The sequence below is a fragment of the Enterococcus sp. AZ163 genome (assembly GCF_050498925.1).
In the GTDB taxonomy this organism is placed as follows: Bacteria; Bacillota; Bacilli; order Lactobacillales; family Enterococcaceae; genus Enterococcus_A; species Enterococcus_A ferrettii.
In genome coordinates this window covers 321,616-345,126 of record NZ_JBIPAO010000001.1, presented here as the reverse complement: position 1 = coordinate 345,126, position 23,511 = coordinate 321,616, and the positions used below count along the sequence as shown (strand labels likewise).

Genomic DNA, 23,511 nt, shown 5'->3' with positions numbered 1-23,511 from the left:
TATGCAGCTAAGTAAACGAGAAACACAATTGATTGAGTTGTTTATCAAATATGGAATGACATTAACCGGTCAAGAATTAGCTGAGTTTGCCAATGTTTCGACCAAAACGATTTATCGTACCATCAAAAAAATCAATGAAGCTTCAGAAATTGGTGAAATTATTGTTTCAGAAGTTGGTAAAGGATTTCGTTTAGATTATGAAAAATATTTAAACGAAAGCGTCCAAAAGCGCAATGATAATCAGGCTCAGGGACCCAGAGAACGGCGAAATGCAATTTTATTAACACTGCTGTTTAAATCACCCCGCAAAGTGCTAATTCAAGAAATATTTTTTCCCTACTACGTAAGCGATACGGTCATAAGCAGCGATCTAACTCGTATCACAGAGTTTCTCAGAGAATACCAACTGAAACTAGTTAAGAAAGGGCAACGGATTGCGATTGAAGGAAATGAGAAAAATATCCGCAAAGTGGTCAATGGATTGCTGAGTACCAACACCTTATGGGATGCTGATTTTACAACTCAAAAGCATAAAATCAGCGCTTACGACATCAATTTTATCACCTCGCTGCTAGAATTTATTGAGAGTGAGTTGAAAAGCGGCATTGTTTATCCCTATAACATGAACATTTTTTCTCATATTTATATTCTGATCAAACGGGTGCGAGAAGGTGAGATTCGTGGCGATCAATCCTTTGAACTATTGGATAAAGAAGAAGAGAAACTGATTGAACGTCACCATGAATTGTATCGTTTATCAGAAAAAGTTATTAGTAAAATGAATGACTACTTGAATTTAGTTCTACCTGAAAGTGAGACTTTTTATCTCTTTCAATATTTAATTTCGTCGCGTATTGAAAATGAAGTAGTTAAGGTTACGTATAAATCGCAAACAGCACTGAAAATGACGGATTATTTTTCCAAGCGAATGAGTGAGCTGATGGGGATTCGTATCGACCAGCAGCCTAATCAGCAAGACCTCTACGAACATGTAGAGCCAATGCTGTATCGCTTAAAGAACGAGATTATTGTCAAAAATGATTTGTTGAATGATATTAAGCTGGAATACAGCGAAGTTTTTAACCAGGTGAAGCAGGTTAGCCAAGAAGTTCAAGAGATTTTTCAGGTTAATGAAATATCGGGAGACGAGATTGGCTTTCTAACTCTTTATTTTGTGAAATACAAAGAAATGATCCATGCTAAGAAACGAGTGCTGATCATGTGCAGCAGTGGTGTAGGAACATCTGAGCTTTTAAAGGTAAAGGTCCGCAAAGCCTTTCCTGAATTGGAAATTGTCGATGTATTGTCATTACGACAGTATCAAAAGAAGGCCCATGAATACCAGAACATTGATTTAGTATTAACCACGGTCCATTTAAATGCAGACATACAGGTACCAACTATTTTAGTGAATTCTGTATTTACCAAGCAGGACGAAAAACGAGTGAAGGAAATGTTAGGAGAGATTGACTAATGACAAAAAACATGATGGAAGATTTCAGTATCGCAGATGTAATTACTGAAGATTTAATTACTTTAGAAATGGCAGCGAAGGATAAAAGAGAGGCGATTATCGAGCTGACTGAACTATTAGCTGAAAAAGGAATTGTTACCGATGTGGCAGGATTTTCTGAAGATGTATTCAAACGTGAAACTGAAGGTATGACCGGTATTGGAAATGGAATTGCCATCCCTCATGGTAAGTCAGACAGTGTTCGTCAAACCTCATTGGTGGTAGGCAAAACCAAACAACCGATTGAATGGGAATCTTTGGATGAAGAGCCAGTTCAGGTGATTATCCTATTTGCAGTGAGGAATACCGATGCTAACACGATGCACATAAAATTGTTGCAAAAGGTAGCAATGTTGTTAGCAGATGAAGAATTTATTGAAAATATGATCTCCACAGAAACTAAGGATAAGATGCTGGAGTTGCTGTCCAAAGAACCAGAAGAATAGAAACAAAAGAACAGTCATCTTACTTGTAGCATCAAAGAGGAAATAGGAAAAACTCGAATAGTCAATAGGGAAATCTGATTATTATCTTTGGTTCTGCAAGTCGCTAATAAAAAGGAGGAATTTTTATTATGAAAATTGTTGGAGTAGCTGCTTGTACTTCGGGGATTGCCCATACGTACATTGCTAAGAAGAAATTGGAAACGGCCGCTAAGAGTTTAGGACACCAAATACACATCGAAACGCAAGGAACAATTGGAACGGAGGATGAACTGACTGCTCAGGAAATCAGAGAAGCTGATGTTGTAATTATTGCCGCTGATATCAAGATTGGAGGAAGAGATCGTTTTACCGGTAAAACGATTGTTGACATACCTACCAGCATGGTAATCAAAGCACCAAAAGGTTTGATTAACAAGATTGAAGAGGAAGTAATGAAGGCATAAAAATAAGGGGGACAAAAAAATGATGAAAAAGCTTCAACTAAAGAAACATGCGTTAACGGCAATTTCCTACATGTTGCCTGTCGTTGTCACAGCGGGGTTGTTGATTGCTATCGGGAATTTAACCGGTGGAGCGGTGATTGAAAACTACAAGACTGCTTATTCTGTACCTGATGCACTAGTTTCACTGGGGGTTTTAGGCATGGGTCTGCTGGCTCCGGTTATCTCAGGAGCGATTGCTTACTCCATCGCCGATCGTCCAGGAATTGGACCTGGATTGTTTATGGGATTAATTGCTAATTCCATTGGTGCTGGCTTCTTGGGTGGAATGTTAGGCGGTTACCTAGTTGGTTTCTTCGTACTGTTTTTGGTCAAAAATCTAAAGGTTCCAGTTTGGGCACAAGGTTTGATGCCAATGATGATTGTTCCGCTATTATCTACCTTAATTATCGGATTATTAATGTTCTTTGTCATTGGTGTACCAATTGTTTGGGCAACAGAAGCATTGACTGAATTCTTAGTTGGGTTACAAGGCTCTGGTAAATTTTTGTTTGGTTCTATTGTCGGTGGAATGGCTGCCTTTGACTTTGGGGGTCCAGTAAATAAAGTAGCTTCTTTATTTGCGGACGGTATGTTGCTGGAAGGTATTCAAGAGCCGGAAGCGGTGAAGGTGTTAGCTTCGATGGTACCGCCATTTGGTGTAACGATTTCTTGGGTCTTATCTCGAGTGTTCCGCAAACCAAAATATTCTAAAGAAGAACAAGACAATATAAAAATTGCCTTCCCAATGGGCTTATGTATGATCACTGAAGGGGTTATTCCTATTGCAGCGGTTGATCCAATTCGAGTAATTGTATCCTGTGTCGCTGGGGCAGCCATCGGCGGCGGACTAAGTATGAGCTGGGGTGTTGGCTCACCCGTTCCATCTGGTGGGGTATTCATTATTCCAGCTATGACTGATCCATTAAAATTTACCTTAGCGTTATTAATCGGTTCGGCGGTTACCGGTATCCTGCTGTTTGTCTTAAAGAAAGAGCCAGTCGAAACACGTGTAGTTGATGAAGAAGAGGAAGATGTTGATTTTTCTTCTATTAAATTAAGCTAAAAAAGGGGATCAAAACCTATGTATGTCTCAATGAAGGAAATGCTGCAAAAAGCCAATCGAGAGAAATATGCTGTTTTGGCTATTAATTGCTTCAATCTAGAAACAGCCAAAGCGGTGATTGAAGCCGCCGAAGAGCTGCATGCACCAATCATTATTGACCTGCTACAGGACCATTTGAAGGAGCATCTGGATCAGCGCTATTTGACACAGCCGATCATTCGTATGGCTAATAATGCCAAAGTAGAGGTAGCGATCAATTTGGATCATGGACAGGATGTTGCATTTGTGAAGCAATGTCTTCATGAAGGTTTTTCCAGTGTCATGATGGACGCTTCCATGTATCCATTAGATGAAAATATTCGCATTACCAAAGCGATAGTAGAATTGGCCGAGGTATACAATGCTAGTGTTGAAGCAGAGGTCGGCGATATGGGAGCTGTGGCCGGCGACCATTTTACCAATGATGAAATGTATACCAATCCTGACGAGGCCATTCGTTTTATTAAGGAAACGGGAGTGGATTGCCTTGCACTATCTTATGGCTCCAGCCACGGAAATTATCCGGAAGGCTACGTTCCAGAATTCCGTTTTGACATTGTTGATAAGATCAAATCTGCGACTAATCTGCCGCTGGTTCTTCATGGTGGTTCGGGTGCCGGCACCGAAAATATTTTGAAATCGATCGAACTGGGTATTAATAAAATCAATGTTGGTTCCGACTTTATGAAGGGACAACTGCAGGATGTTAGAGAGCAGCTGGCTAATAACCCAGAAATCGATTATCCAACCTTAGTCCATCATACGATGGCTGCCGGACAAGCAGTAGTTAAACAGTATATAGAACTTTCGGGTTCTAAAAATAAATCACTATAGAGGAGTCTATGCCAAATGTTAATCAATATGAATCAAATGCTGGAAATTGCTAAAGAGGAAAAATTTGCCGTCGGTGCCTTCAACGTTGCGGACAGCAACTTTTTGAGAGTTGTAATCGAAGCCGCTGAAGAAAATGATGCGCCAGCAATCATTGCGGTGCATCCTACTGAGTTGGATTTTACCAAAGATGAGTTTTTCCAGTATGCCGTATCACGAGCAAAAAATAGTTCCGTACCTTTTGTCATCCATATGGATCATGGCGATAGTTTAGCAAGTATTATGCGAGCTATTCACTGTGGTTTCAGCTCGGTTATGATTGACGGTTCGTTGCTGCCATTTGAAGAAAATATTACTATTACAAAAGAAGTTGTAGAGGTTTGTCACAAGATTGGTGTGTCCGTAGAGGGTGAACTAGGAACAATTGGTAATACTGGAACAACTATCGAAGGCGGCGTGTCTGAAGTCATTTACACTAAACCAGAAGATGCGGAAGAATTTATTGAAAAAACCGGGATTGATACTTTGGCTGTAGCAATCGGAACAGCTCATGGAATTTATCCGAAAGATATTAAGCCTAAGTTGAAAATGGATGTTTTAGAAGACATCAAAAATCGTGTAGATATTCCCTTAGTATTGCACGGTGGCTCAGCCAACCCAGATGAAGAGATTGCCAAAGCAGTGCAAATTGGCATACAAAAGGTCAATATCTCTTCTGATTATAAATATGCCTTCTACAAAAAATGTCGTGAAATTCTTTCGACTACGGAATTATGGGATGCAAATGCAATTTATCCAGAATGCATTGATGCAGCGAAAGCAGTCGTTAAACAAAAAATGGAATTGTTTAATTCAATTGGACAAGCCAAGGTGTACCGAGATAAAAATATTCAACCTTGGAGACAAGGCCAAGCATAAAAAACAAAGCCAAGGAGCAGTCCTTGGTTTTTTTGAGGGGATAAAAAATGATGAATGGCAGTATTTAACCTAACAAGTTTAGGTGTTTTGAAGTGACGTTATGAAATCATAGTAGCCTGGCTGACTACCGTAATGCAGTCTATGATGAATCGAGTAAGGAGCAGGTTAAGTGAATTAAAGTTGTATCTATATTAACGGTAGGGACTGGTGGCAATGTAAGAATTGAGCAAAAAGTTTTTAAAGGCAAGAGTCATCTAGAAATGAGTCCTTTTTTTGCTAAAAGATATGCGGAAGATACTTACTGACAAAAATTAATCAACAATTTTTGAGATATTGAATGGATACGTGATAATTAGGAAAGTTGAAGAATATATTGTAAAGTGGGGCATACTTGAAATGAGGGGATGAATGGGGCATTGCAGCTGGTGAAACAAGAGCTAGATTAACACTGCTGTTCTCATGTTTTTCCTGAAAATACAAAAGATGTAGACTTAAAAACATGCTACAATGAGAAATAGTAAAAAATGAAGGAGTGTACGAATGAAAATTTTAAAATCTATCGGTGCTATCCTTAGCGTTTTCATATTTTTTATTGGAGGCATGGTTTTTAGCAGTCTTGTTACAAGTGTTTTGGGAGACTTTAACGTGTTTATTCGCTACACGATTGGCTTGCTTGTACAGATTACTATCTGTATTTTAGGTATTTTTCTAGCAAGCAAAATCCAACGAGAATCGCTAAGTGATTATGGGATTGAGTGGAGAAAAAGTGATATGCCTAAGTTGTTACTAGGTTTAGCAATTGGGATTATCGCTTTTCTGATTGTATGTGCTCCGCTATATTTAACCGGCGCCTATTCATTGAAAACTGGCAGTTACTCCACTAAAGATATTGCTTTGGATTTTCTGATGTTTATCGCGGTTGGCTTTTCAGAAGAATTTTTGTGTCGGGGCTTTCTACTGCACCGTTTCCTGCGATTTGGTCCTTTTAAGGCACTGGCTTTATCAGCTGCGATTTTTTCTTTGTTGCATTTAGCTAATCCAGGAGTTACCGTATTGTCATTGCTTAATATTTTTCTGGCAGGTATTTTTATGGGGGCAACGATGTTTGCGACTAACAGCATCTATACGGCTGTAGGTGTTCATATTACGTGGAACTGGGTACAAGGAGCCATCATGGGAATTCCAGTCAGCGGGACTACCAGTGATGGGTATTTCGTAACAAACATTGTTAGCAATAATACCTTAATAACCGGTGGTGTATTTGGAGCAGAAGGATCACTTTCTTGTACGATTATTTTAACGCTTTTGAGCCTGTTGCTGTTAGGCTATGCTCAAAGAGCCAACAAGCTGAAATATTTTCAACCAGCAATGTAAAGGAAAACATCAAACCGGCTCGCAGATAAGATTTCTGCGGGTTTTTATTATGAAATTCGATAGTAGAAATTAGGGACCTGTTTTCCCTAGATAGTAAAACATTTCTCGGTTAAAAAGTTCAGCTAACGATGCAATTCGCTATTGATTTCCTCTAGCTATAATTGTTTCTCCTATTTTGTAATTTTGCAGAAAGGTAATGATTTTTTTGTTTTTATCACAAGCTTCGCGATTGCCTCGGCAATAAAGTTGAATCTGGATTTTCTCAACAGCTGAAGCAGTTATTGACTGTCTTATAGAAAAAAGCTAAATCCGATGCTTTTTACTAGTTTGCAAGCTTTTCTACAGCAAGGGGGGTAAGAATTACAAAAATGGTAGTCACTTTTCATAGGTTAAATCAATCATTCCCATCTTATTTTATGCTAGAATAGCGTGAATCAATTGTATTGTAAAGGAGCTATTATGACCTATAAACGAATCAAACCGATTGGAGCCTACTGTCCAAACTGTCAACGTCGATTAGACATTCTCTTGAGCAATAACAGACAAAGCAATCTCTGTCTCTGTTTTCGTTGCCAGACAGTTTACGAAATAAATGACTCTACTTTGCAAAAATTAATAGTCAGCAAACAAGTTTCGAAATCTGAAAAACAGCAGCTTATGAACGTGATACAAACTTTACCAGAAAAATATCAGTATAAAGGCCAAGGTAGTCAGTTACGAAAAACGGATGCAGGATTTCAACGGAGCTGGCTCAGCTTAGCAGCTTATGAGCAGCAATTTGGCGAACCGTTAGGCTACAACCATTGTGATTTGCGGAAATCTTCTAATAGCTGCAAATGGTGTGGATCGGATTTGCCTAAGGGACGTCGTTCTTTCTGCAAAGACAGCTGTTCCCGTAATTATTCTAAGACCACGTTCACCAAGCGGCATATGGCTAGCCTCCCCTATAGAATTGCCTGTCGTGACCGCTTTTATTGTCAGATTAGTGGTGAAGATCTTGCACAAAATAATCGCTATAACCAGCGCATTCCAGCTAGTAACGGAAATTTGGCGATTCATCATTTAATATTTGTGTCAGAAAACGGAACGGATTATGAACAGAATTTGTTGACTCTTTCGGCAGAGGTCCACCGAGACTATCATGCTGGCGATACAGTAATCGCCGCAAAGATTCATGAAATTCGAGATCAACGATCAAGAGAATATTCAGCAAAAATGTTTTTTAGCTAGATAGTTAAGCAAAATAAATGCCTCCTCCTAAAGTCCTACAAAAATCTTATACTTGCGCATGACGCATGGAATCACATTTCATCTTACAATTTTCTTAACAGAAAATTAGAGGAGGATAAGAATGAAGAAACTATTGATTGGATTAGGTGTTGTTTTATTAGCAGGGAGCAGTTTCTTTTTGTATCAAAGTACGCAAGCAAAGGCCAATGAAGATACTAAATATGTTGAACTGTACAAGGTAGAAAAACAAACACCTCTACATTTAAAAGGTCAAGTTCAGCCAACAAAAAAACAAACAGTGCTGATTGCGGAAGATAAAGGGAAAGTTCGTACTATTCACGTCAATGAAGGGGATCACGTCTTGAAAGGAACAATTTTGGTGACTTACGAATGGGGCGAACAAATCCGAGCAGCATATGATTCTGTTGTCACTTCTATTAATGAAGATGCTAAAAATGATCCTCAGCAATCTTTGATGGTTTTAAAAAGCGAAGAATCAGCTATCAAGGGAACAGTTACCGAATACGATAAGGAAAAAGTTGCTTTGAATGAGCCAATTGAAATTCAATGTACTAACAATGATCGTATTGTAACTGGACGCGTGACGAATATTGCTGAAATTAACAATGAACCTTCTGATGAAACGACTACTTCAATTGTAACTTATAACTTCTCGGCAGTTCCCGATGAAACGATTCCAGTGGGTTATTCAGTAGAATTGCTGATTCCGAGAAATGAATTGCATTTACCAATAAAAAGTGTTGTTGAAAAAGATGGTAGTTACCGTGTTTATAGTGTGAAAGATGGTAAGGCAGTAGAGAAATCAATTACAGCGGTCAAGGGAAATGGTTATTATATTTTGCAATCAGGGATCAATGTCGACGAAAAAATTGTTAAGGATGCAACCAACATCAAGGATGGGATGGATGTGACTGTTCAATGATTGTCATGAAGGATATCAACAAATTTTACACGGCTGACCAAGAAAAAATCCACGTATTAAAAAACATCTCTTTAACGATTGATGAACACGAATTTGTCGCTGTTATGGGTCCATCTGGCTCAGGTAAGTCCACTTTGATTAACACTATCAGCTTTTTAGATGGTGATTTTGAAGGAAGTTACACTTTTAATGACGAAAATGCCTATCGCTACAAAGATGAACGATTATCAGCCTTACGAAATAAGTCGGTAGGTTTCGTTTTTCAGGCTTTTCAACTAATTGAAAACAATACAGTTATGGAAAATGTCGCCTTGCCTCTATTATACGGTGGGATGAAATCACGACAAACTAAGCCACTGGTAATGGAGGCGTTGAAAAAAGTCGGGATTGCGGATAAATACAATAAATTACCAAAGCAGCTTTCAGGAGGTCAACAGCAGCGAGTAGCGATTGCCCGTGCGATTGTCGGCAATCCGAAATTTATTGTTGCGGACGAACCGACGGGTGCTTTAGACAGCCATACTTCTGAAGAAATTATGCACTTATTCAAACATCTGAATGAAGAGGAAAAAGTAACAATCTTAATGGTAACTCACGATCCAGATGCCGCAGCTTACTGTCAGCGAGTGATTACTGTAAAAGACGGCGAAATTTTGGAAGAGGGTGTGGCCCATGCGGTTTAGCGAAGTATGGAAAACCTCATTGAAAGCCATTGGTAAAAATAAACGTCGCAGCTTTTTAACAATGATCGGTTTGGTCATCGGCGTCTCAGCTGTAATTACTGTCTTTTCAATTGGGCGAGCTTTTGAAAATTATGCTTCTGAATTTATTGGATTGGATCAATTTGACGGCAGTGTGGGGCTAACCTTTAGTCCAACTGATGAAGCTTTTGCCGCAAATCATCTAGACGGATTCACAGAGGAAGATATCACTCGTATTGAAGCGTTACCCGGTGTAGAGAATGCAACATATTACACGGGGCAGCGAAATGGAGTGAAATATGGTGAACAGACAATTGATGATGCAGTGAATGACAAACGCTGGAGCTGTTTCAAGTTGTTGAAGGATCAAGGAACAGCGGTTCTCTATGGGCGAGCGATTCAAGCTAGCGACGACATTAATGAAAATTCCGTAGTAGTAATTGATGAAGTAGCTGCTGAAGCGATTAATCAAGAAGAGCCAGCTGCCTTAATTGGTCAGTCTGTTCAAATTGGTGGACATCTATTTGAAGTAGTAGGAATCATGCCGGAACGAGAGAGCAATGGTATTATCTCAACTGAAGAAGACAACGTGGTGGCAGAAATACCAGAAAATGTGTATCAAAAATACTTTGATATAGAAGATCGATCGATGGTACAGGTTAAAATGACCCCTGCTGCTAATGTAGAAACGGTGACCAAAGAGACAGAAACAATGTTGAAAAAGTACGGATCACAAAAGGATTTAGGCAGCTATACTAGTCAGGATTTAGCCGGACAGGTAGACACATTGCGTACGTTGCTAACGAGTATCACTTTACTAATTTCAGTGGTCGGCGGGATATCGCTCTTCATTTCCGGTATCGGAGTGATGAACATGATTTATATCTCCGTTTCAGAACGGACCAAAGAAATTGGCGTTCGACGAGCGATGGGGAGCACAAAAGGCAATATTATGATGCAATTTTTATTAGAAGGGATTTCTTTAACTTTAATTGGCGGAACGATTGGGTATCTATTAGGAATGGTATTTTCTTACTTAATCAGCTTGTTCACGCCGTTAAGTGTTCAGCCAGATTTATTTACTGTTTTATTGGCCTTTGGTTTGTCAGTGATAATTGGGATTATTTTCAGTTGGCTTCCAGCGAAAAGCGCTGCCAGCAAAGATATTGTTTCCTTGTTGCGTTAAATGTAAGAAACCGATAAGCTGTACTAAAAATAAAAAAGGAAGGTGAAGTGGATGTTTTGTCGAGCCCCCAACTAACCAGCAGCTCGTGATCCTCCAGCAATAATTTCAAAAAAATAAAAAATTGGAGGAAAAACAAATGAAAGAACAGGATGTAGACGAAAAATTAGCCAGCTCGTTAACTGCTGAAACAACTGATCTCTTGCCTTATCTAGGCTATTTATTGCAGGATTTATGGGAGTTGGGCAGTGTTCCGGGCATCATGCAAGCCTTAATCGAAGAGAATATTAGAACCACACCTCAAACAAAAGTTATTGACCTCGGCTGTGGCAAAGGTGCAGTAGCGATTACTTTAGCTGAGGCCTTGAATCTTCAGGTAAAGGGGATTGACTTGTTGCCGGAGTTTGTTAAGGATGCGAAAGAGAAAGCAGCAGAGTATCAAGTAGCTGACCGCTGTGAATTCACTGTGGGCGATTTAAATGAAGTAGTGAAGAATGAGCGAGACTACGACATAGCTGTCTTTGGTGCTGTTGGTGATGTACTCGGTGAACCATTAGTCATGCTTCAACAATTAAAAAGAGTGATTAAGGATCAAGGCTTTCTTTTGATTGACGACGGATATTCAGTTGGAAATGCTGAAAATATTCGTTACCAAAACTACGAATACCTGACTTTAGTCCAATGGAAAGAGACATTCCGACAGGCAGGATTCAAGGTGGTAGCCATGCAGGTTGTTGATACAGATAATGAAAAAGAAATGAATGATCGCAACAATCAGTCCATTCGAAAACGTGCCGAAGAACTGAGCTGGAAATTACCTGAGAAGCGAAAACTTTTCATGTCCTATGTCCAAAGTCAGGAGAATGAAACAGAAGATATTGCAACAGATGTCGTAGGAGCTACATGGCTGCTGCAGGCAGAGTAGAAAAATGGGATACGGCCTATTATAGCCGTATCCTATTTATTTGGAGTAAGAAAATGAGCGAGGTAGCCGTTGAGAAATCAGGTGGCCTAAGTATCCGGCTGCCACAGCCTTAATTAATCCTGGAATCAAGAAAGGAATCATTCCTACAGAGAAAGCACTAGGCCAAGACATGCTGGCACCAAATTTTAGCCATAAGGCCCCGAAAAATAAGGTGACGAAAGCTCCTAAAATATTCGCTAAAATTGACCAGAAATAATTGGAAGAAGTCTTTTCAATCATCCATCCAGTGATCAATCCATTAAAAATGAATCCAACTAAAAAGCCGCCAGTAGGACCAAAAACTACCCCAATTCCAGCGCTGCCCCCAGCAAAAACCGGCAGCCCAATGAAACCCATCAACAAATAAATTAGAATAGCTAAGGTTCCTGTTTTCTTCCCCAATATTGTGACTACAAAACCGACTGCAAAAGTTTGCAAGGTTAAGGGGATCGGACCAAACGGAATGGTAAATTGTGATAATACTCCAATGGCAGCAGCGAACATTCCAGCTAAAACCATTTCACGACTAGATAATTTCATTATATACCTTCTTTCGTTAACTTGTAATCTTATTATGGTTAACGAAAGTATACCGAGGGTTCGGCAAAATGTAAAGGAAAAATTTGGTACAATTGAAAAAAAGAATTGTCGTGGAAAATCAACCGGTTAAAATCAGTAAGTATTTAAACACAATTGGTGTAATGTATGTTCAAAACTGAAGGAACAATTATCAGAAAATTGTGCTTGAAAATATTTTAAATAAACTCACTGGTAAAAGCTGAGAACATGCAATGAGGGATAATCTCTTTCAAAACTTTGCGATGTTGGAGAAAGTTAAAATGATGAGTACAATGGTATATGGATTAATTCATAACGAGGCTTTAGCAGAACAGATAGAGTTAGTCAGTATTTATCTAGGGGTACCGTAGACCGCTACACAGCAAATCACAATGAAGAAATAGCATTAACAGAAAAGAGTTGATTTTTTTAGAAAATAAAAAAGCTCAAAACCCACAAAGAGTTTTGAGCAAACTGTAAAAATCTTACAGTAATTTGTTGTAGTATTCAACGACTAGAGCTTCGTCGATATCTGGGTTCAATTCGTCACGTTCTGGTAAACGAGTTAATGAACCTTCTAATTTTTCATCATCAAAGCTTACGAAAGATGGACGGCCTAAAGCTGATTCAACAGCAGCCTTAACAGTAACCATGTTGCGAGATTTTTCACGGATAGAGATTACTTGACCAACTTCTACTTCGTATGAAGGGATGTCAACACGTTTGCCATCAACCATTACGTGGCCGTGGTTAACTAATTGACGAGCTTGGCGACGAGTTGAAGCCAAACCTAAACGATAAACAACATTGTCCAAACGACGTTCTAGTAAGATCATGAAGTTAACACCGTGTTTACCTTCTTTGATTTTGCTAGCGCGTACGAACATGTTACGGAATTGACGTTCATTTAACCCATAAGTGAAACGTAGTTTTTGTTTTTCAGCCATTTGCAAGCCGTATTCAGATTTTTTTCCACGGCTGTTTGGTCCATGTTGACCTGGTGCATATGGGCGACGTGCTAATTCTTTGCCTGTTCCTGATAGAGAAATACCAAGACGACGAGATTGTTTCCATGATGGTCCTGTATAACGAGACATTTAAAAATTCCTCCAATAAATTATATTTGGAGTAAAATAATCCGTTGAAAAATTCACATCCGTGTAGTTCGTTCTTCAATCTTCACCTTTGCAGCCGCGGTTACGCAATTGAACCTATTTAAGGCAACGAACTGGTGACGGGCTATTATTTTTCTGCTGCATTATTTTACACAAAATTCAGTATAACTGATTTTAATAAGGTAAGTCAAGTCAGAATTAAGGCGTTATCCCTAAGTATCTTTTTAAAATTCCGTAACAATTTTAGGTTTTCATTGCTTTTTCACCAAATTACTTTGCATATTTCACAAACTTTCACTAGAATAGGCATACATGCGTAGTTACTAATAGAAGGCAAATACATAATATGGAGAAGTGGAATGGAAAGAAAACTAATTGCACTAGACATTGATGGTACATTGTTAAACAGTCAAAGAAAACCGTTGGAAAGCACGATGAGGGCGTTAAAAACTCTTCGTAAAGCAGGACACTTGGTTATTATAGCAACTGGGCGTTCACGTTTATTGGCTGGAGAGGTAATTCATCAGCTGGGCTGTACCAACTACATCGTATGCAATGGATCAGCTGCATTTTTAGATCATGAGCAGATTTACAGGCACCTTTTGGATCGTGAAGCATTAGTTCGATTAATCGAATTTGCTAAAGAACGCAAGAAAGATATTTCTTTGTTTAGTTTAGATTCAATTGGTCGAGTGACAGATTTTGATGTCCCATTAGTTGCAGACGCTATGAGTTCTTTCGGTGGTATGATGCCTAATTTCTCACCAAATTTTTTGAGTCGCCATGAAGTTTATCAAGGCTGTGCCTTTTTTGACACTACAATGGATGAGGAATTTTCAACAGCTTTTCCAGAATTTCGCTTTGTTCGTTGGCACTCAAACAGTGTAGATATCGTTCCACGTTACGGGTCTAAAGCACAAACTATTTCAGCCTTAGCTCAAAAAGTAGGTATTAAAGCTGAAAATGTAATCACTTTTGGTGACGGGAATAACGATGTTGAAATGTTGCGTTTAGCAGGTACCGGTGTTGCAATGGGGAATGCAGCTGCTCACGTACAGAAAGCAGCGAATCTTGTAACAGATACAAATGATCATGATGGTATTTACAACGCTTTACGAAAATTAGAATTGGTACACTAAAAAAAATAGGTTAGACCGGCTGATGGCCGGTTTTTTTTTGCATTTTATTTAAATAAGTGTTATTTAAAACGTTCTTTGTCTATAAAAGCTTGTAAAAAAAACTCATAGCTGATAGCATATTAAGTGTGTTTATAAAAGGTTTTTCTAATAATATCTTTATTCTTTTTAATCTATCTGAGTTTAATTTTATTGTTATTATATACAATAGATTAAAAATGTGTTTTTGGTTTTGGGCAGCAAAAACGATTTCTTAATTTTGATTAGAATAATGAGAAAAAGATTACAAACGATAGTTGCTATGGAACGATAAAAGCCTCTTTTGCTACTTAGAAGATGGCTAAACAGTTGCAGTGCTACCATTTTTAACTAAAGCAGCTATTTTTGTTATACGGATAAAGAGCAAGTTAAACGAGTGCAATCAAGAAAGGGTGAGAAAAATGCGTAAAATAAACCAAAAACCAGGTCAAGTGAATTTTATCCGAGCGCTAATGGATTATTTCCAGGGATATGCTGATTTTAAAGGGCATTCTACCAGAGCAGGGTATTGGTGGGTGAAGCTAGTAATCGGATTTTTCCATCTGATTTTTTTCGCGATTCTATTTCAAGCTGATATTCCAGTCATGTGGGATGCAGCAATGCTTTTTAGATACGGCTATCTCGATCAAAGGACACTTAACAAAGAAATCCTAACCTCGCTTTTACGTGTACTGCCGATTATTGTATTTTACTGTTTAATCTGGCTGGGGTTATTCCTGCCCTCGATGGCATTGTTGTGCCGCAGGATGCGAGATGTGGGACTGAGGGGACGAGGATTTGCTGCCTATTATATAACGATTGTTTTGTTATTGGTTTTGCAATACGCACTGCATCTTCAAAAAACAATCATTGGAATGTCCTCACAAGGAGAACTGATTATCGGTCTTTGTATGCTACTTAACGGCTGTTTAACTTTAATTTTGATTGTCTTTACATTACTACCAACCAATCAGTTAGCAACTGCTAGCAACAACTCAGCAGCACGCTTTTTCTTTAGGGAAAAGCGTGCTAAACCGGATAATATCAGTTTGGAGAAAATAGCAAAAAAAAAATCAGTAAAGCAGGTGGAACCAATAAAACCAGAAGAGTCATTGAAAAAAATGGAGTTAGAAAAAAAAGTAAAACCGAAAACTCAATTTCATTCTGCCCAAAAGAAAAAAACGGCGGAAGGTTCGGGTATTCGAACTAAAAAGAAATCGGGAGTACTAGTTGAAATATCAAGGAGATTGGAAATGGGGCGCTATTTAAATGCAGCATTTTATGCTATTTTCTTTTGTTTGAGTGCTATTTTTTTAGGAATTGGTTTTGGAGGAATGGATGATATCAGTGCGGATATCTGTTTTTTCGTAGCCTTGATAACCTATGCGAGTGCTTTACTGCTGTTTCTGCTGCAATTAGTGTTAAATATTGTAGGTAGTTTCCGGTCTTTTCAAATTTCGACAGAGCAGATTGTTTTATTTTGCGCTTGTCTAGGCTTAGTATCCATGTATATTGGTAACGCGACATTTTCATTGATCATTACTCTAGTCGTTTTATTTTTGGATAAGAAAACGTATCAAATGCTTTTGAAAAGTAACATTACTAGAAATTTCGAATACACTTTATCATTTTTCAAATTGATCTGGATAACATTCTACGGAGCAATGTATGCAGTAGGTGAGTTCCACACAGCTATTTACGGATTTGGTGCAAAATGTATGAGTCAACTTTATACTTCACCGTTTTTTGCAGACCTTGCAAGCAATTTATTTCCAACGTTATGCACTTTTGTTCTATGGCCTGTATTACTCTTAGTTCTGCATTTTGTAGTATCCGTTACGGTACAATCCAATAAAAAGCACACAACCAACCGGAAAATCGATGAACGAATTACTTTAACAGAAACAAATGTAGAATAAGTGAAGGAGCTAGAATTCTATTATAGGGTTCTAGTTCTTCTTTTTTAAGACTGAACTATCTTTCGAAAATTAGAAATAAAATATCGGTTCTGTATGTCAAGATAGATTCGCAATTCTGCAAAAAAACTACTATAATAGTACAAGATGTTAACTAGAGAAGGGGAAAAAGTGTGCGGTTATTATTTGTAGGGGATGTTGTTGGCTCGTTAGGTCGAAAGATGATCAGTGATTATTTGCCGCGGTTAAAAAAGAAATATCATCCGCAATTGACCATTGTTAACGGTGAAAATGCAGCTGCTGGTCGCGGGATTACTGAGAAGATTTATAAAGGCTTTTTGCAAGATGGTGTAGACATTGTCACGATGGGCAATCATACCTGGGACAATAAAGCAATCTTTGATTTTATTCAAGATGCAAAAAAAATGGTGCGGCCAGCGAATTTTCCAGAAGGAACTGCAGGACAAGGAATGGTCTTCGTCAAAATAAATAATGAAGAAATTGCGATCATTAATTTGCAGGCTCGTTCATTTATGGTAGATTTGGATGATCCATTCCGCAAGGCTGACCAGCTGATTGCTGAGGCTCGATTACGTACACCGTTTATTTTTGTTGATTTTCATGGGGAAACAACCAGTGAAAAACAAGCCATGGGGTGGTATTTAGATGGTCGGGTATCAGCGGTTGTGGGGACTCACACTCATGTTCAAACCAATGACTCGCGCATTTTGCCTAAGGGGACTGCTTATTTGACTGATGTAGGTATGACCGGCCCCTACGATGGTATCTTAGGAATGAGAAAAGAGCCTGTGATGGAGAAATTCTTAACAGCTTTGCCGCAGCGTTTTGAAGTAATAGAAAGTGGACGTTCACTGCTGTCTGCTTGTGTAATCGATCTGGACAAACAAGGATTGGCCCAAAAGATTGAAGCAGTTCAGATTAGTGAGGATCGTCCGTTTCGTGAATAAGGAGTGATTCACCATTTTAGAAAACGAAACTGAAATTAAAAAAGAATTAAACAATGTAACAGAGCTCTTAGCTGAAAACGACGTGATTCAACGCTATCAGACGATTAAAGGTCGGATAGACGAGAATACGTCTTTACATACGTTACAAGAAGAAATTCAGCAAGCACAAAAGGATGCTGTGCAGTTTGCTCATTATGGCAAACCACTTGCTGAAAAAGAAGCGTTGAAAAAGGCAGATACCTTAACTAATCAGTTAAATCAGCATCCGTTAGTAACAGCTTATCGTGAACAATTAGGAGAAGCAAATGATCTATTGCATCATCTAACATCAATGATTCAAACCGAAATTAATCAAGCACTAGAGGAGGAACAATGATGCCTCAGAAAACCAAAAACACCCCTATGATGGAGCAATATTTAGCCATCAAGAATCAATATAAAGATGCTTTCTTATTTTATCGCTTAGGCGATTTTTATGAATTGTTTTACGAAGACGCGGTTCAGGTAGCTCAGTTATTAGAGCTGACCTTAACAAGTCGTAATCGCAATGCGGATGATCCAATCCCAATGTGTGGGGTTCCGCATCACTCGGCTCAAGGCTATATCGATACTCTGGTGGAACAAGGCTACAAGGTTGCGATTTGTGAACAGATGGAAGATCCTAAAGAAGCCAAAGGTATGGTGAAACGAGAAGTAGTTCAACTAATTACACCAGGAACTTTGATGGAAGGCAAGGGAATTGATGCTAAGGCCAATAACTTCTTAACAGCTGTTGTTCAATCCGGACAACAATTTGGTTTTGCCTACGCCGATCTTTCAACCGGGGAGTTAAAAACTGCTCTGCTTCAGGATGAAGAGGCAGTGATGAATGAAGCTACAGCTTTGCAAACCAAAGAATTGATTTTAGGAAGTGAAATTCCTTCCGAACTGCAAAAGAATTTAGGTGAACGTTTAGGGTTAGTCTTCTCAATCCAAGAAACAATTGAAGACAATGCGGAGTTTAGTTTTTTAACAACTGACATTGAGCACCCTTTAGAAAGAGAAGCAACAGGTAAACTGTTAACTTATTTAGCAGTCACGCAAAAACGTAGCTTAGGACATATTCAAAAGGCTGAAGAATACCAGCCGGAGCATTTCTTAAAGCTGGATTATTTTTCGAAAACCAACTTGGAGCTGACTCGTTCTATTCGAACCGGAAAAAAACAAGGAACTTTACTATGGTTGCTGGATGAAACTAAAACCGCAATGGGTGGCCGGTTATTAAAGCAATGGATTGATCGTCCACTGATCCAAAAGCGACAAATCCAGGCTCGCCAAAGAATGGTTTCTTCTTTGCTGAACGCCTACTTTGAGCGAATGGATTTGAATGAAACTTTGACGAGAGTCTATGATCTGGAGCGTTTGGCTGGCCGAGTTGCCTTTGGGAATGTCAACGGTCGTGACTTAATCCAACTGAAAACGTCACTGGCTCAGGTTCCGCGCATTCGGGAACTGCTGCAAGGAATCAATCAAGGGGAATGGAACGATCTATTAGTTGACATGGAACCCATGAACGACCTTGTTGAATTAATTGATTTAGCAATTAATGAAGATGCTCCGCTGCAAATAACAGAAGGTAACGTTATTAAAGATGGTTACAATGAACAGCTGGATGAATACCGCGAAGCGATGAGGAACGGGAAGACTTGGCTGGCAGAGTTAGAAGCAAGAGAACGAGCAGCAACCGGCATTAAGACTTTGAAGGTTGGCTATAATCGTGTATTTGGATATTATATAGAAATTACTAAAGCGAACTTGGCGAATTTGGAAGAAGGCAAGTACGAGCGTAAACAAACCTTAACTAATGCGGAACGCTTTGTCACTCCAGAATTAAAAAAATTAGAAACTTTGATTTTGGAGGCAGAAGAAAAATCGGTCGCTCTAGAGTACAACCTATTTCTTTCTGTACGGGATGAAGTGAAGAAAGCTATCACTCGATTGCAGAAGCTGGCAAAAAGCTTAAGTTCCACAGATGTACTGCAGAGTTTTGCCACAGTCAGTGAACGCTATCAATACATCCAACCCGAGATTAAAGCTAATAGTCATGATCTGCAAATCAAAGAAGGTCGACATCCAGTTGTGGAGAAGGTTTTAGGACATCAGGAATATATTCCTAATAGTGTTCACATGAATTCAGATGAAATGATTTTGTTAATTACTGGGCCTAATATGTCAGGAAAAAGCACTTACATGCGTCAATTAGCTTTAATGGTTATTATGACTCAAATGGGATGCTTTGTGCCGGCTGAAAGTGCTGAAATGCCGGTTTTTGATCAAATCTTTACCCGGATAGGTGCTAGTGATGATTTAATTGCGGGACAATCTACTTTTATGGTAGAAATGATGGAAGCCAACCAAGCCCTGCGCCACGCGACACCAAACAGCTTAATTCTCTTTGATGAATTAGGACGAGGAACAGCTACTTATGATGGAATGGCCTTAGCTCAAGCGATTATTGAATACATTCATAAAACCGTAAAAGCTAAAACTCTATTCTCCACTCACTATCATGAGTTAACAGTGTTGGAAGAACAGTTGCCAGAACTTAAAAATGTTCATGTTGGTGCTGTTGAGCAAAATGGCGAAGTGGTCTTTTTGCATAAATTAATGGACGGTCCAGCAGATAAAAGTTATGGGATTCATGTAGCGAAGATTGCGGGTATGCCAACGGATTTACTTTCACGAGCAGCTACTATTCTAACCGCACTAGAATCAGATAGTCCGGCACCTCAGGCTGAAATAGTCAAAGAAGATAATGAGCAATTGTCCTTGTTTAATGAAGTTTCAACAGCCGAGTTAGGAGTAATTGATCGTTTGAAGAAAATCAATTTACTAGAAATGACTCCAATGGATGCACTAAACTTGTTATATGAGTTGCAAAAATATATTTAATTAACGAGGAGAGATACGATGGGGAAAATCCAAGAATTATCCGAGCGTCTAGCCAATCAGATCGCCGCTGGTGAAGTAGTTGAGCGGCCGGCGTCAGTGGTAAAAGAGTTAGTGGAAAATGCCATCGATGCCCATGCAACTCAAATCGATATATTAATTGAAGAAGCTGGTTTGAAAAAAATTCAAGTGGTTGATAATGGTGAAGGGATCGCCCAAGACGATGTTGAGAATGCCTTTAAGCGCCATGCAACCAGTAAGATTCATAATCGGGATGACCTTTTTCGTATTCGTACGTTAGGGTTCCGTGGTGAGGCCTTACCTTCAATCGCGTCTGTCTCAGAATTAACCATTGAAACGGCTACTTCTGAAGAAAGTCAAGGTTCGTACTTGCATCTAAAAGGTGGCAAGATTGAAGAAAATCGTCCAACTGCTTTACGAGTTGGAACAAAAATTACTGTTGAAAATTTGTTCTTTAATACTCCAGCTCGTCTGAAATATGTCAAGAGTTTGCAAACAGAATTAGCGAATGTTGGTGACATTGTAAATCGCATGGCTTTAAGCCATCCGAAAGTTGCCTTTCGCCTTGTTCATGATGGACATAAAATGCTGGCTACCAGTGGTAACGGTGATTTAAAGCAGGCGATTGCAGGTATTTACGGAATTGTAATGGCAAAAAAAATGTTGGAAATTACAGCCCAGGATTTAGACTTTGCTTTAAAGGGTTACATCTCTCTTCCAGAGGTCACGCGTGCCAGTCGAAACTACCTTTCAATTATTATTAATGGACGCTATATTAAAAACTTTGCCTTGAACAAAGCTATTGTGAATGGCTATCAATCAAAATTGATGGTAGGACGTTTTCCCATCGCGATAATCGAAATTGAAATGGACCCTTTGTTAGTGGATGTGAATGTCCATCCTACTAAGCAAGAAGTTCGTTTATCAAAAGAAAAAGAACTGATGGCATTAATCAGTCAAACTATTGCCGACAGCTTACGTCAAGTGAATTTGATTCCTGATGCTAGCGAATCGCCCAGCTTTAAACGCAAAGTAGAAACAGCTAAGACCGAACAATTGGATCTGGCTTTGGAGCAACCGACTGGTAAAAATAGCGGATTGACTTTTAATCCAGAAACTGGTCGTTTCTATATTGATCCGCGAGAAGAAAATGAAACTGCCTCAGTAAATGGAAAAAAAATAATTGAACCAGCCGATAGACCCCCAATTTCAATTATTGAGGAATCCTTAGCAAGTTCTTCAACACCTGAAGCTGAGAGCGAAATGATTCTAGAGGATTCCGTTACTAATGAAGCTTTGGGGGCTCCAGCAGAGTTAGTGGCTGACGATGAAGCAGAAGAGTTACACGAAACAATGGAGCATCCAGAATTTGATTTAAGTACCCTGACTGGCGAACGTGAAGTTGAGAAAGCAATAAATAAATTGACGCATGAAAAGCCCAAGGAACGATTTCCAATGCTGGAATATTTCGGCCAAATGCATGGGACCTATTTGTTTGCTCAAAGCAAAGATGGATTGTACATTGTTGACCAGCATGCGGCTCAGGAGCGAATTAAGTATGAATATTTCAGGGAGAAAATCGGAGATGTTTCCAATGATTTACAAGAGATGCTTGTACCTTTTGTTTTAGATTATCCTAGCAACGATGGTATCAAGCTGAAGGAACAAAAGACTTTGCTTGAAGAGGTTGGTATTTATTTAGAAGAATTTGGACCAAACAGCTTTATCGTACGAGCTCACCCAACCTGGTATCCAGCAGGACAAGAAGAGAGCATTATCCGTGAAATGATCGATATGCTTTTAGTTACTGGTTCGGTTAGCGTGAAGAAGTTTCGTGAAGCAACGGCTATTATGATGAGCTGCAAGCGATCTATTAAAGCGAATCATCATTTGAATGAAGCGCAGGCTCGAGTGCTACTGACTGATTTAGCTAAATGCGAAAATCCTTTTAATTGTCCTCATGGTCGACCTGTATTGATTCACTTCAGTAACAGTGATATGGAGCATTTATTTAAACGAATTCAAGATCCGCATTAATAGGAGGAACTGACATGGCAGTTATATTGGCTTCGCAATCACCTCGACGAAAAGAATTGCTGGCTTGGTTGATCCCGGAGTTTACTGTACAGCCCGCTAATGTTGATGAGGAAATCAAATCAGGGCATACACCTAAGGAATATGTGCAGGAAATGGCTCGACAAAAAGCAGCAGCCATTGCTGGATGCAATCCCCAAGATTTGATCATTGCTTCTGATACTATTGTTGTATTAGAGGACAAAATTTTGGGTAAGCCTAAGAATCGTCAGGAAGCATATGAAATGCTGGAATCTATGAATGGTAGTAGTCACAAGGTTTATACGGCTGTGGTTTTAAGGCAAGGTAATCACGTGGAGGAAGCCTTGACCTCTGCGACAGTTACATTCTATTCTTTAAGCGTTGAAGAAATCGAGAACTATTTGAATACTGGTGATTATAAGGATAAAGCTGGGGCTTATGGTATTCAACACCAAGCAGGGGTATTTGTTGAAAAAATTGAAGGTGACTACTACAGCATTGTTGGTTTCCCAGTGGGAAAAGTAAACCAAATGTTAAAAAGCTTCTCTTTTTAAGCAAAGAGTTCGTCTTTTTCAGCTATTGCTCTTATTATGTATGTAGAGGAGCGTGATGAAAGATGGAACAAGAAGATATCAAGAAAAAACTTTCGCAGGTAGAATATGCTGTTACACAGGAAAATGCTACTGAACGACCTTTCACTGGAAAGTATGACAATTTCTATAAAAAAGGAATTTACGTCGATATTGTTAGTGGTGAACCACTTTTTTCATCAAGCGATAAATACGATGCGGGCTGCGGCTGGCCAGCTTTTTCTAAACCATTAGAAAAACGCGGCGTTAAAGAAAATGCTGACTTTTCCCACGGAATGCATAGGGTAGAAGTTCGTAGTAAAGAAGCTGATTCACATTTGGGCCACGTTTTTACTGATGGTCCTGAAGATAAAGGCGGCTTGCGCTACTGTATTAATTCCGCCGCTTTGCGATTTATTCCTTTTGAGGAAATGGATACACAGGGTTATGGCGAATATAAAAATGATGTAGAATAAAAGACTGGGTTAAGTGTACCCGGTCTTTTTTGTCTCGCTCATTTGTGCTAAAATAATGAGAACA

22 protein-coding genes are annotated in these 23,511 nt (G+C 39.1%); 20 read left to right on the top strand and 2 right to left on the bottom strand.

Going from position 1 to position 23,511, the window contains the following annotated elements; genetic code table 11:
* Nucleotide 1: 1 nt before the first annotated feature.
* From IGI46_RS01800 to IGI46_RS01745, 12 genes are all read left to right on the top strand, one after another.
* Nucleotides 2-1,474, top strand: a complete 1,473-nt coding sequence (locus IGI46_RS01800; RefSeq protein ID WP_429964599.1) for a BglG family transcription antiterminator — start codon at nucleotides 2-4, stop codon at nucleotides 1,472-1,474.
* The gene (locus IGI46_RS01795) at nucleotides 1,474-1,959 is read left to right on the top strand and encodes a PTS sugar transporter subunit IIA (RefSeq protein ID WP_429964598.1); all 486 of its coding nucleotides are present in this window, start codon (nucleotides 1,474-1,476) and stop codon (nucleotides 1,957-1,959) included. The genes IGI46_RS01800 and IGI46_RS01795 overlap by 1 nt, the downstream gene beginning before the upstream one ends.
* Nucleotides 1,960-2,087: 128 nt before the next feature.
* The gene (locus IGI46_RS01790) at nucleotides 2,088-2,402 is read left to right on the top strand and encodes a PTS fructose transporter subunit IIB (protein ID WP_429964597.1); all 315 of its coding nucleotides are present in this window, start codon (nucleotides 2,088-2,090) and stop codon (nucleotides 2,400-2,402) included.
* 19 nt (nucleotides 2,403-2,421) lie between these two features.
* On the top strand, nucleotides 2,422-3,504 hold the full coding sequence (locus tag IGI46_RS01785; RefSeq protein WP_429964596.1) for a PTS fructose transporter subunit IIC: 1,083 nt from the start codon (nucleotides 2,422-2,424) through the stop codon (nucleotides 3,502-3,504).
* Nucleotides 3,505-3,522: 18 nt separating this feature from the next.
* Nucleotides 3,523-4,377 (top strand): class II fructose-bisphosphate aldolase, encoded by an 855-nt coding sequence (locus tag IGI46_RS01780; RefSeq protein ID WP_429964595.1) that lies wholly within the window; start codon nucleotides 3,523-3,525, stop codon nucleotides 4,375-4,377.
* 15 nt (nucleotides 4,378-4,392) lie between these two features.
* On the top strand, nucleotides 4,393-5,292 hold the full coding sequence (locus IGI46_RS01775; RefSeq protein ID WP_429964594.1) for a ketose-bisphosphate aldolase: 900 nt from the start codon (nucleotides 4,393-4,395) through the stop codon (nucleotides 5,290-5,292).
* A gap of 540 nt (nucleotides 5,293-5,832) precedes the next feature.
* A complete protein-coding gene (locus IGI46_RS01770) occupies nucleotides 5,833-6,666 on the top strand; it encodes a CPBP family intramembrane glutamic endopeptidase (RefSeq protein WP_429972690.1) in 834 nt (277 codons plus the stop codon).
* 459 nt (nucleotides 6,667-7,125) lie between these two features.
* On the top strand, nucleotides 7,126-7,896 hold the full coding sequence (locus IGI46_RS01765) for a hypothetical protein (RefSeq protein ID WP_429964591.1): 771 nt from the start codon (nucleotides 7,126-7,128) through the stop codon (nucleotides 7,894-7,896).
* Nucleotides 7,897-8,017: 121 nt separating this feature from the next.
* Entirely contained in the window at nucleotides 8,018-8,839 is an 822-nt protein-coding gene (locus IGI46_RS01760; protein ID WP_429964590.1) for an efflux RND transporter periplasmic adaptor subunit, read from the top strand.
* Nucleotides 8,836-9,522, top strand: a complete 687-nt coding sequence (locus IGI46_RS01755; protein ID WP_207701579.1) for an ABC transporter ATP-binding protein — start codon at nucleotides 8,836-8,838, stop codon at nucleotides 9,520-9,522. The genes IGI46_RS01760 and IGI46_RS01755 overlap by 4 nt, the downstream gene beginning before the upstream one ends.
* A complete protein-coding gene (locus tag IGI46_RS01750; RefSeq protein WP_429964589.1) occupies nucleotides 9,512-10,726 on the top strand; it encodes an ABC transporter permease in 1,215 nt (404 codons plus the stop codon). Before IGI46_RS01755 ends, IGI46_RS01750 begins: the two co-directional genes overlap by 11 nt.
* Before the next feature lie 136 nt (nucleotides 10,727-10,862).
* Nucleotides 10,863-11,648 carry an SAM-dependent methyltransferase gene (locus IGI46_RS01745; protein ID WP_429972689.1) on the top strand — a complete coding sequence of 262 codons (786 nt, stop codon included), beginning with the start codon at nucleotides 10,863-10,865 and terminating at the stop codon, nucleotides 11,646-11,648.
* 36 nt (nucleotides 11,649-11,684) lie between these two features.
* Here IGI46_RS01745 and IGI46_RS01740 read toward each other — a convergent pair whose 3' ends face one another.
* Both IGI46_RS01740 and rpsD read right to left on the bottom strand, forming a co-directional pair.
* A complete protein-coding gene (locus IGI46_RS01740; protein ID WP_207701576.1) occupies nucleotides 11,685-12,227 on the bottom strand; it encodes a biotin transporter BioY in 543 nt (180 codons plus the stop codon).
* 503 nt (nucleotides 12,228-12,730) lie between these two features.
* A complete protein-coding gene (gene rpsD / locus IGI46_RS01735; RefSeq protein ID WP_429964587.1) occupies nucleotides 12,731-13,342 on the bottom strand; it encodes a 30S ribosomal protein S4 in 612 nt (203 codons plus the stop codon).
* 377 nt (nucleotides 13,343-13,719) lie between these two features.
* Here rpsD and IGI46_RS01730 point away from each other — a divergent pair, with 377 nt between their 5' ends.
* The 8 genes from IGI46_RS01730 (at nucleotide 13,720) to msrB (ending at nucleotide 23,447) form a co-directional block, all read left to right on the top strand.
* On the top strand, nucleotides 13,720-14,499 hold the full coding sequence (locus tag IGI46_RS01730; protein WP_429964586.1) for a Cof-type HAD-IIB family hydrolase: 780 nt from the start codon (nucleotides 13,720-13,722) through the stop codon (nucleotides 14,497-14,499).
* Between the two features lie 437 nt (nucleotides 14,500-14,936).
* Nucleotides 14,937-16,433, top strand: coding sequence for a DUF805 domain-containing protein (locus IGI46_RS01725; RefSeq protein ID WP_429964585.1), 1,497 nt, complete (start codon nucleotides 14,937-14,939; stop codon nucleotides 16,431-16,433).
* A gap of 170 nt (nucleotides 16,434-16,603) precedes the next feature.
* Nucleotides 16,604-17,398, top strand: coding sequence for a TIGR00282 family metallophosphoesterase (locus tag IGI46_RS01720; protein ID WP_429964584.1), 795 nt, complete (start codon nucleotides 16,604-16,606; stop codon nucleotides 17,396-17,398).
* Nucleotides 17,399-17,411: 13 nt separating this feature from the next.
* On the top strand, nucleotides 17,412-17,774 hold the full coding sequence (locus tag IGI46_RS01715) for a YlbF family regulator (RefSeq protein ID WP_207701609.1): 363 nt from the start codon (nucleotides 17,412-17,414) through the stop codon (nucleotides 17,772-17,774).
* Nucleotides 17,774-20,329, top strand: a complete 2,556-nt coding sequence (gene mutS, locus IGI46_RS01710) for a DNA mismatch repair protein MutS (RefSeq protein WP_429964583.1) — start codon at nucleotides 17,774-17,776, stop codon at nucleotides 20,327-20,329. The genes IGI46_RS01715 and mutS overlap by 1 nt, the downstream gene beginning before the upstream one ends.
* 18 nt (nucleotides 20,330-20,347) lie before the next feature.
* Nucleotides 20,348-22,384 (top strand): DNA mismatch repair endonuclease MutL, encoded by a 2,037-nt coding sequence (gene mutL / locus IGI46_RS01705; RefSeq protein ID WP_429964582.1) that lies wholly within the window; start codon nucleotides 20,348-20,350, stop codon nucleotides 22,382-22,384.
* 14 nt (nucleotides 22,385-22,398) lie between these two features.
* Nucleotides 22,399-22,956, top strand: coding sequence for a Maf family protein (locus IGI46_RS01700; RefSeq protein ID WP_207701569.1), 558 nt, complete (start codon nucleotides 22,399-22,401; stop codon nucleotides 22,954-22,956).
* A 62-nt stretch (nucleotides 22,957-23,018) separates the two neighbouring features.
* The gene (gene msrB / locus IGI46_RS01695) at nucleotides 23,019-23,447 is read left to right on the top strand and encodes a peptide-methionine (R)-S-oxide reductase MsrB (protein ID WP_429964580.1); all 429 of its coding nucleotides are present in this window, start codon (nucleotides 23,019-23,021) and stop codon (nucleotides 23,445-23,447) included.
* Nucleotides 23,448-23,511 lie beyond the last annotated feature (64 nt).

Bases quoted from the DNA above. Each gene is read 5' to 3' on its own strand.
- IGI46_RS01800 (WP_429964599.1), top strand. From the start codon at position 2: ATGCAGCTAAGTAAACGAGAAACACAATTGATTGAGTTGTTTATCAAA.
- IGI46_RS01795 (WP_429964598.1), top strand. From the start codon at position 1,474: ATGACAAAAAACATGATGGAAGATTTCAGTATCGCAGATGTAATTACT.
- IGI46_RS01790 (WP_429964597.1), top strand. From the start codon at position 2,088: ATGAAAATTGTTGGAGTAGCTGCTTGTACTTCGGGGATTGCCCATACG.
- IGI46_RS01785 (WP_429964596.1), top strand. From the start codon at position 2,422: ATGATGAAAAAGCTTCAACTAAAGAAACATGCGTTAACGGCAATTTCC.
- IGI46_RS01780 (WP_429964595.1), top strand. From the start codon at position 3,523: ATGTATGTCTCAATGAAGGAAATGCTGCAAAAAGCCAATCGAGAGAAA.
- IGI46_RS01775 (WP_429964594.1), top strand. From the start codon at position 4,393: ATGTTAATCAATATGAATCAAATGCTGGAAATTGCTAAAGAGGAAAAA.
- IGI46_RS01770 (WP_429972690.1), top strand. From the start codon at position 5,833: ATGAAAATTTTAAAATCTATCGGTGCTATCCTTAGCGTTTTCATATTT.
- IGI46_RS01765 (WP_429964591.1), top strand. From the start codon at position 7,126: ATGACCTATAAACGAATCAAACCGATTGGAGCCTACTGTCCAAACTGT.
- IGI46_RS01760 (WP_429964590.1), top strand. From the start codon at position 8,018: ATGAAGAAACTATTGATTGGATTAGGTGTTGTTTTATTAGCAGGGAGC.
- IGI46_RS01755 (WP_207701579.1), top strand. From the start codon at position 8,836: ATGATTGTCATGAAGGATATCAACAAATTTTACACGGCTGACCAAGAA.
- IGI46_RS01750 (WP_429964589.1), top strand. From the start codon at position 9,512: ATGCGGTTTAGCGAAGTATGGAAAACCTCATTGAAAGCCATTGGTAAA.
- IGI46_RS01745 (WP_429972689.1), top strand. From the start codon at position 10,863: ATGAAAGAACAGGATGTAGACGAAAAATTAGCCAGCTCGTTAACTGCT.
- IGI46_RS01740 (WP_207701576.1), bottom strand. From the start codon at position 12,227: ATGAAATTATCTAGTCGTGAAATGGTTTTAGCTGGAATGTTCGCTGCT.
- rpsD (WP_429964587.1), bottom strand. From the start codon at position 13,342: ATGTCTCGTTATACAGGACCATCATGGAAACAATCTCGTCGTCTTGGT.
- IGI46_RS01730 (WP_429964586.1), top strand. From the start codon at position 13,720: ATGGAAAGAAAACTAATTGCACTAGACATTGATGGTACATTGTTAAAC.
- IGI46_RS01725 (WP_429964585.1), top strand. From the start codon at position 14,937: ATGCGTAAAATAAACCAAAAACCAGGTCAAGTGAATTTTATCCGAGCG.
- mutS (WP_429964583.1), top strand. From the start codon at position 17,774: ATGCCTCAGAAAACCAAAAACACCCCTATGATGGAGCAATATTTAGCC.
- mutL (WP_429964582.1), top strand. From the start codon at position 20,348: ATGGGGAAAATCCAAGAATTATCCGAGCGTCTAGCCAATCAGATCGCC.
- IGI46_RS01700 (WP_207701569.1), top strand. From the start codon at position 22,399: ATGGCAGTTATATTGGCTTCGCAATCACCTCGACGAAAAGAATTGCTG.
- msrB (WP_429964580.1), top strand. From the start codon at position 23,019: ATGGAACAAGAAGATATCAAGAAAAAACTTTCGCAGGTAGAATATGCT.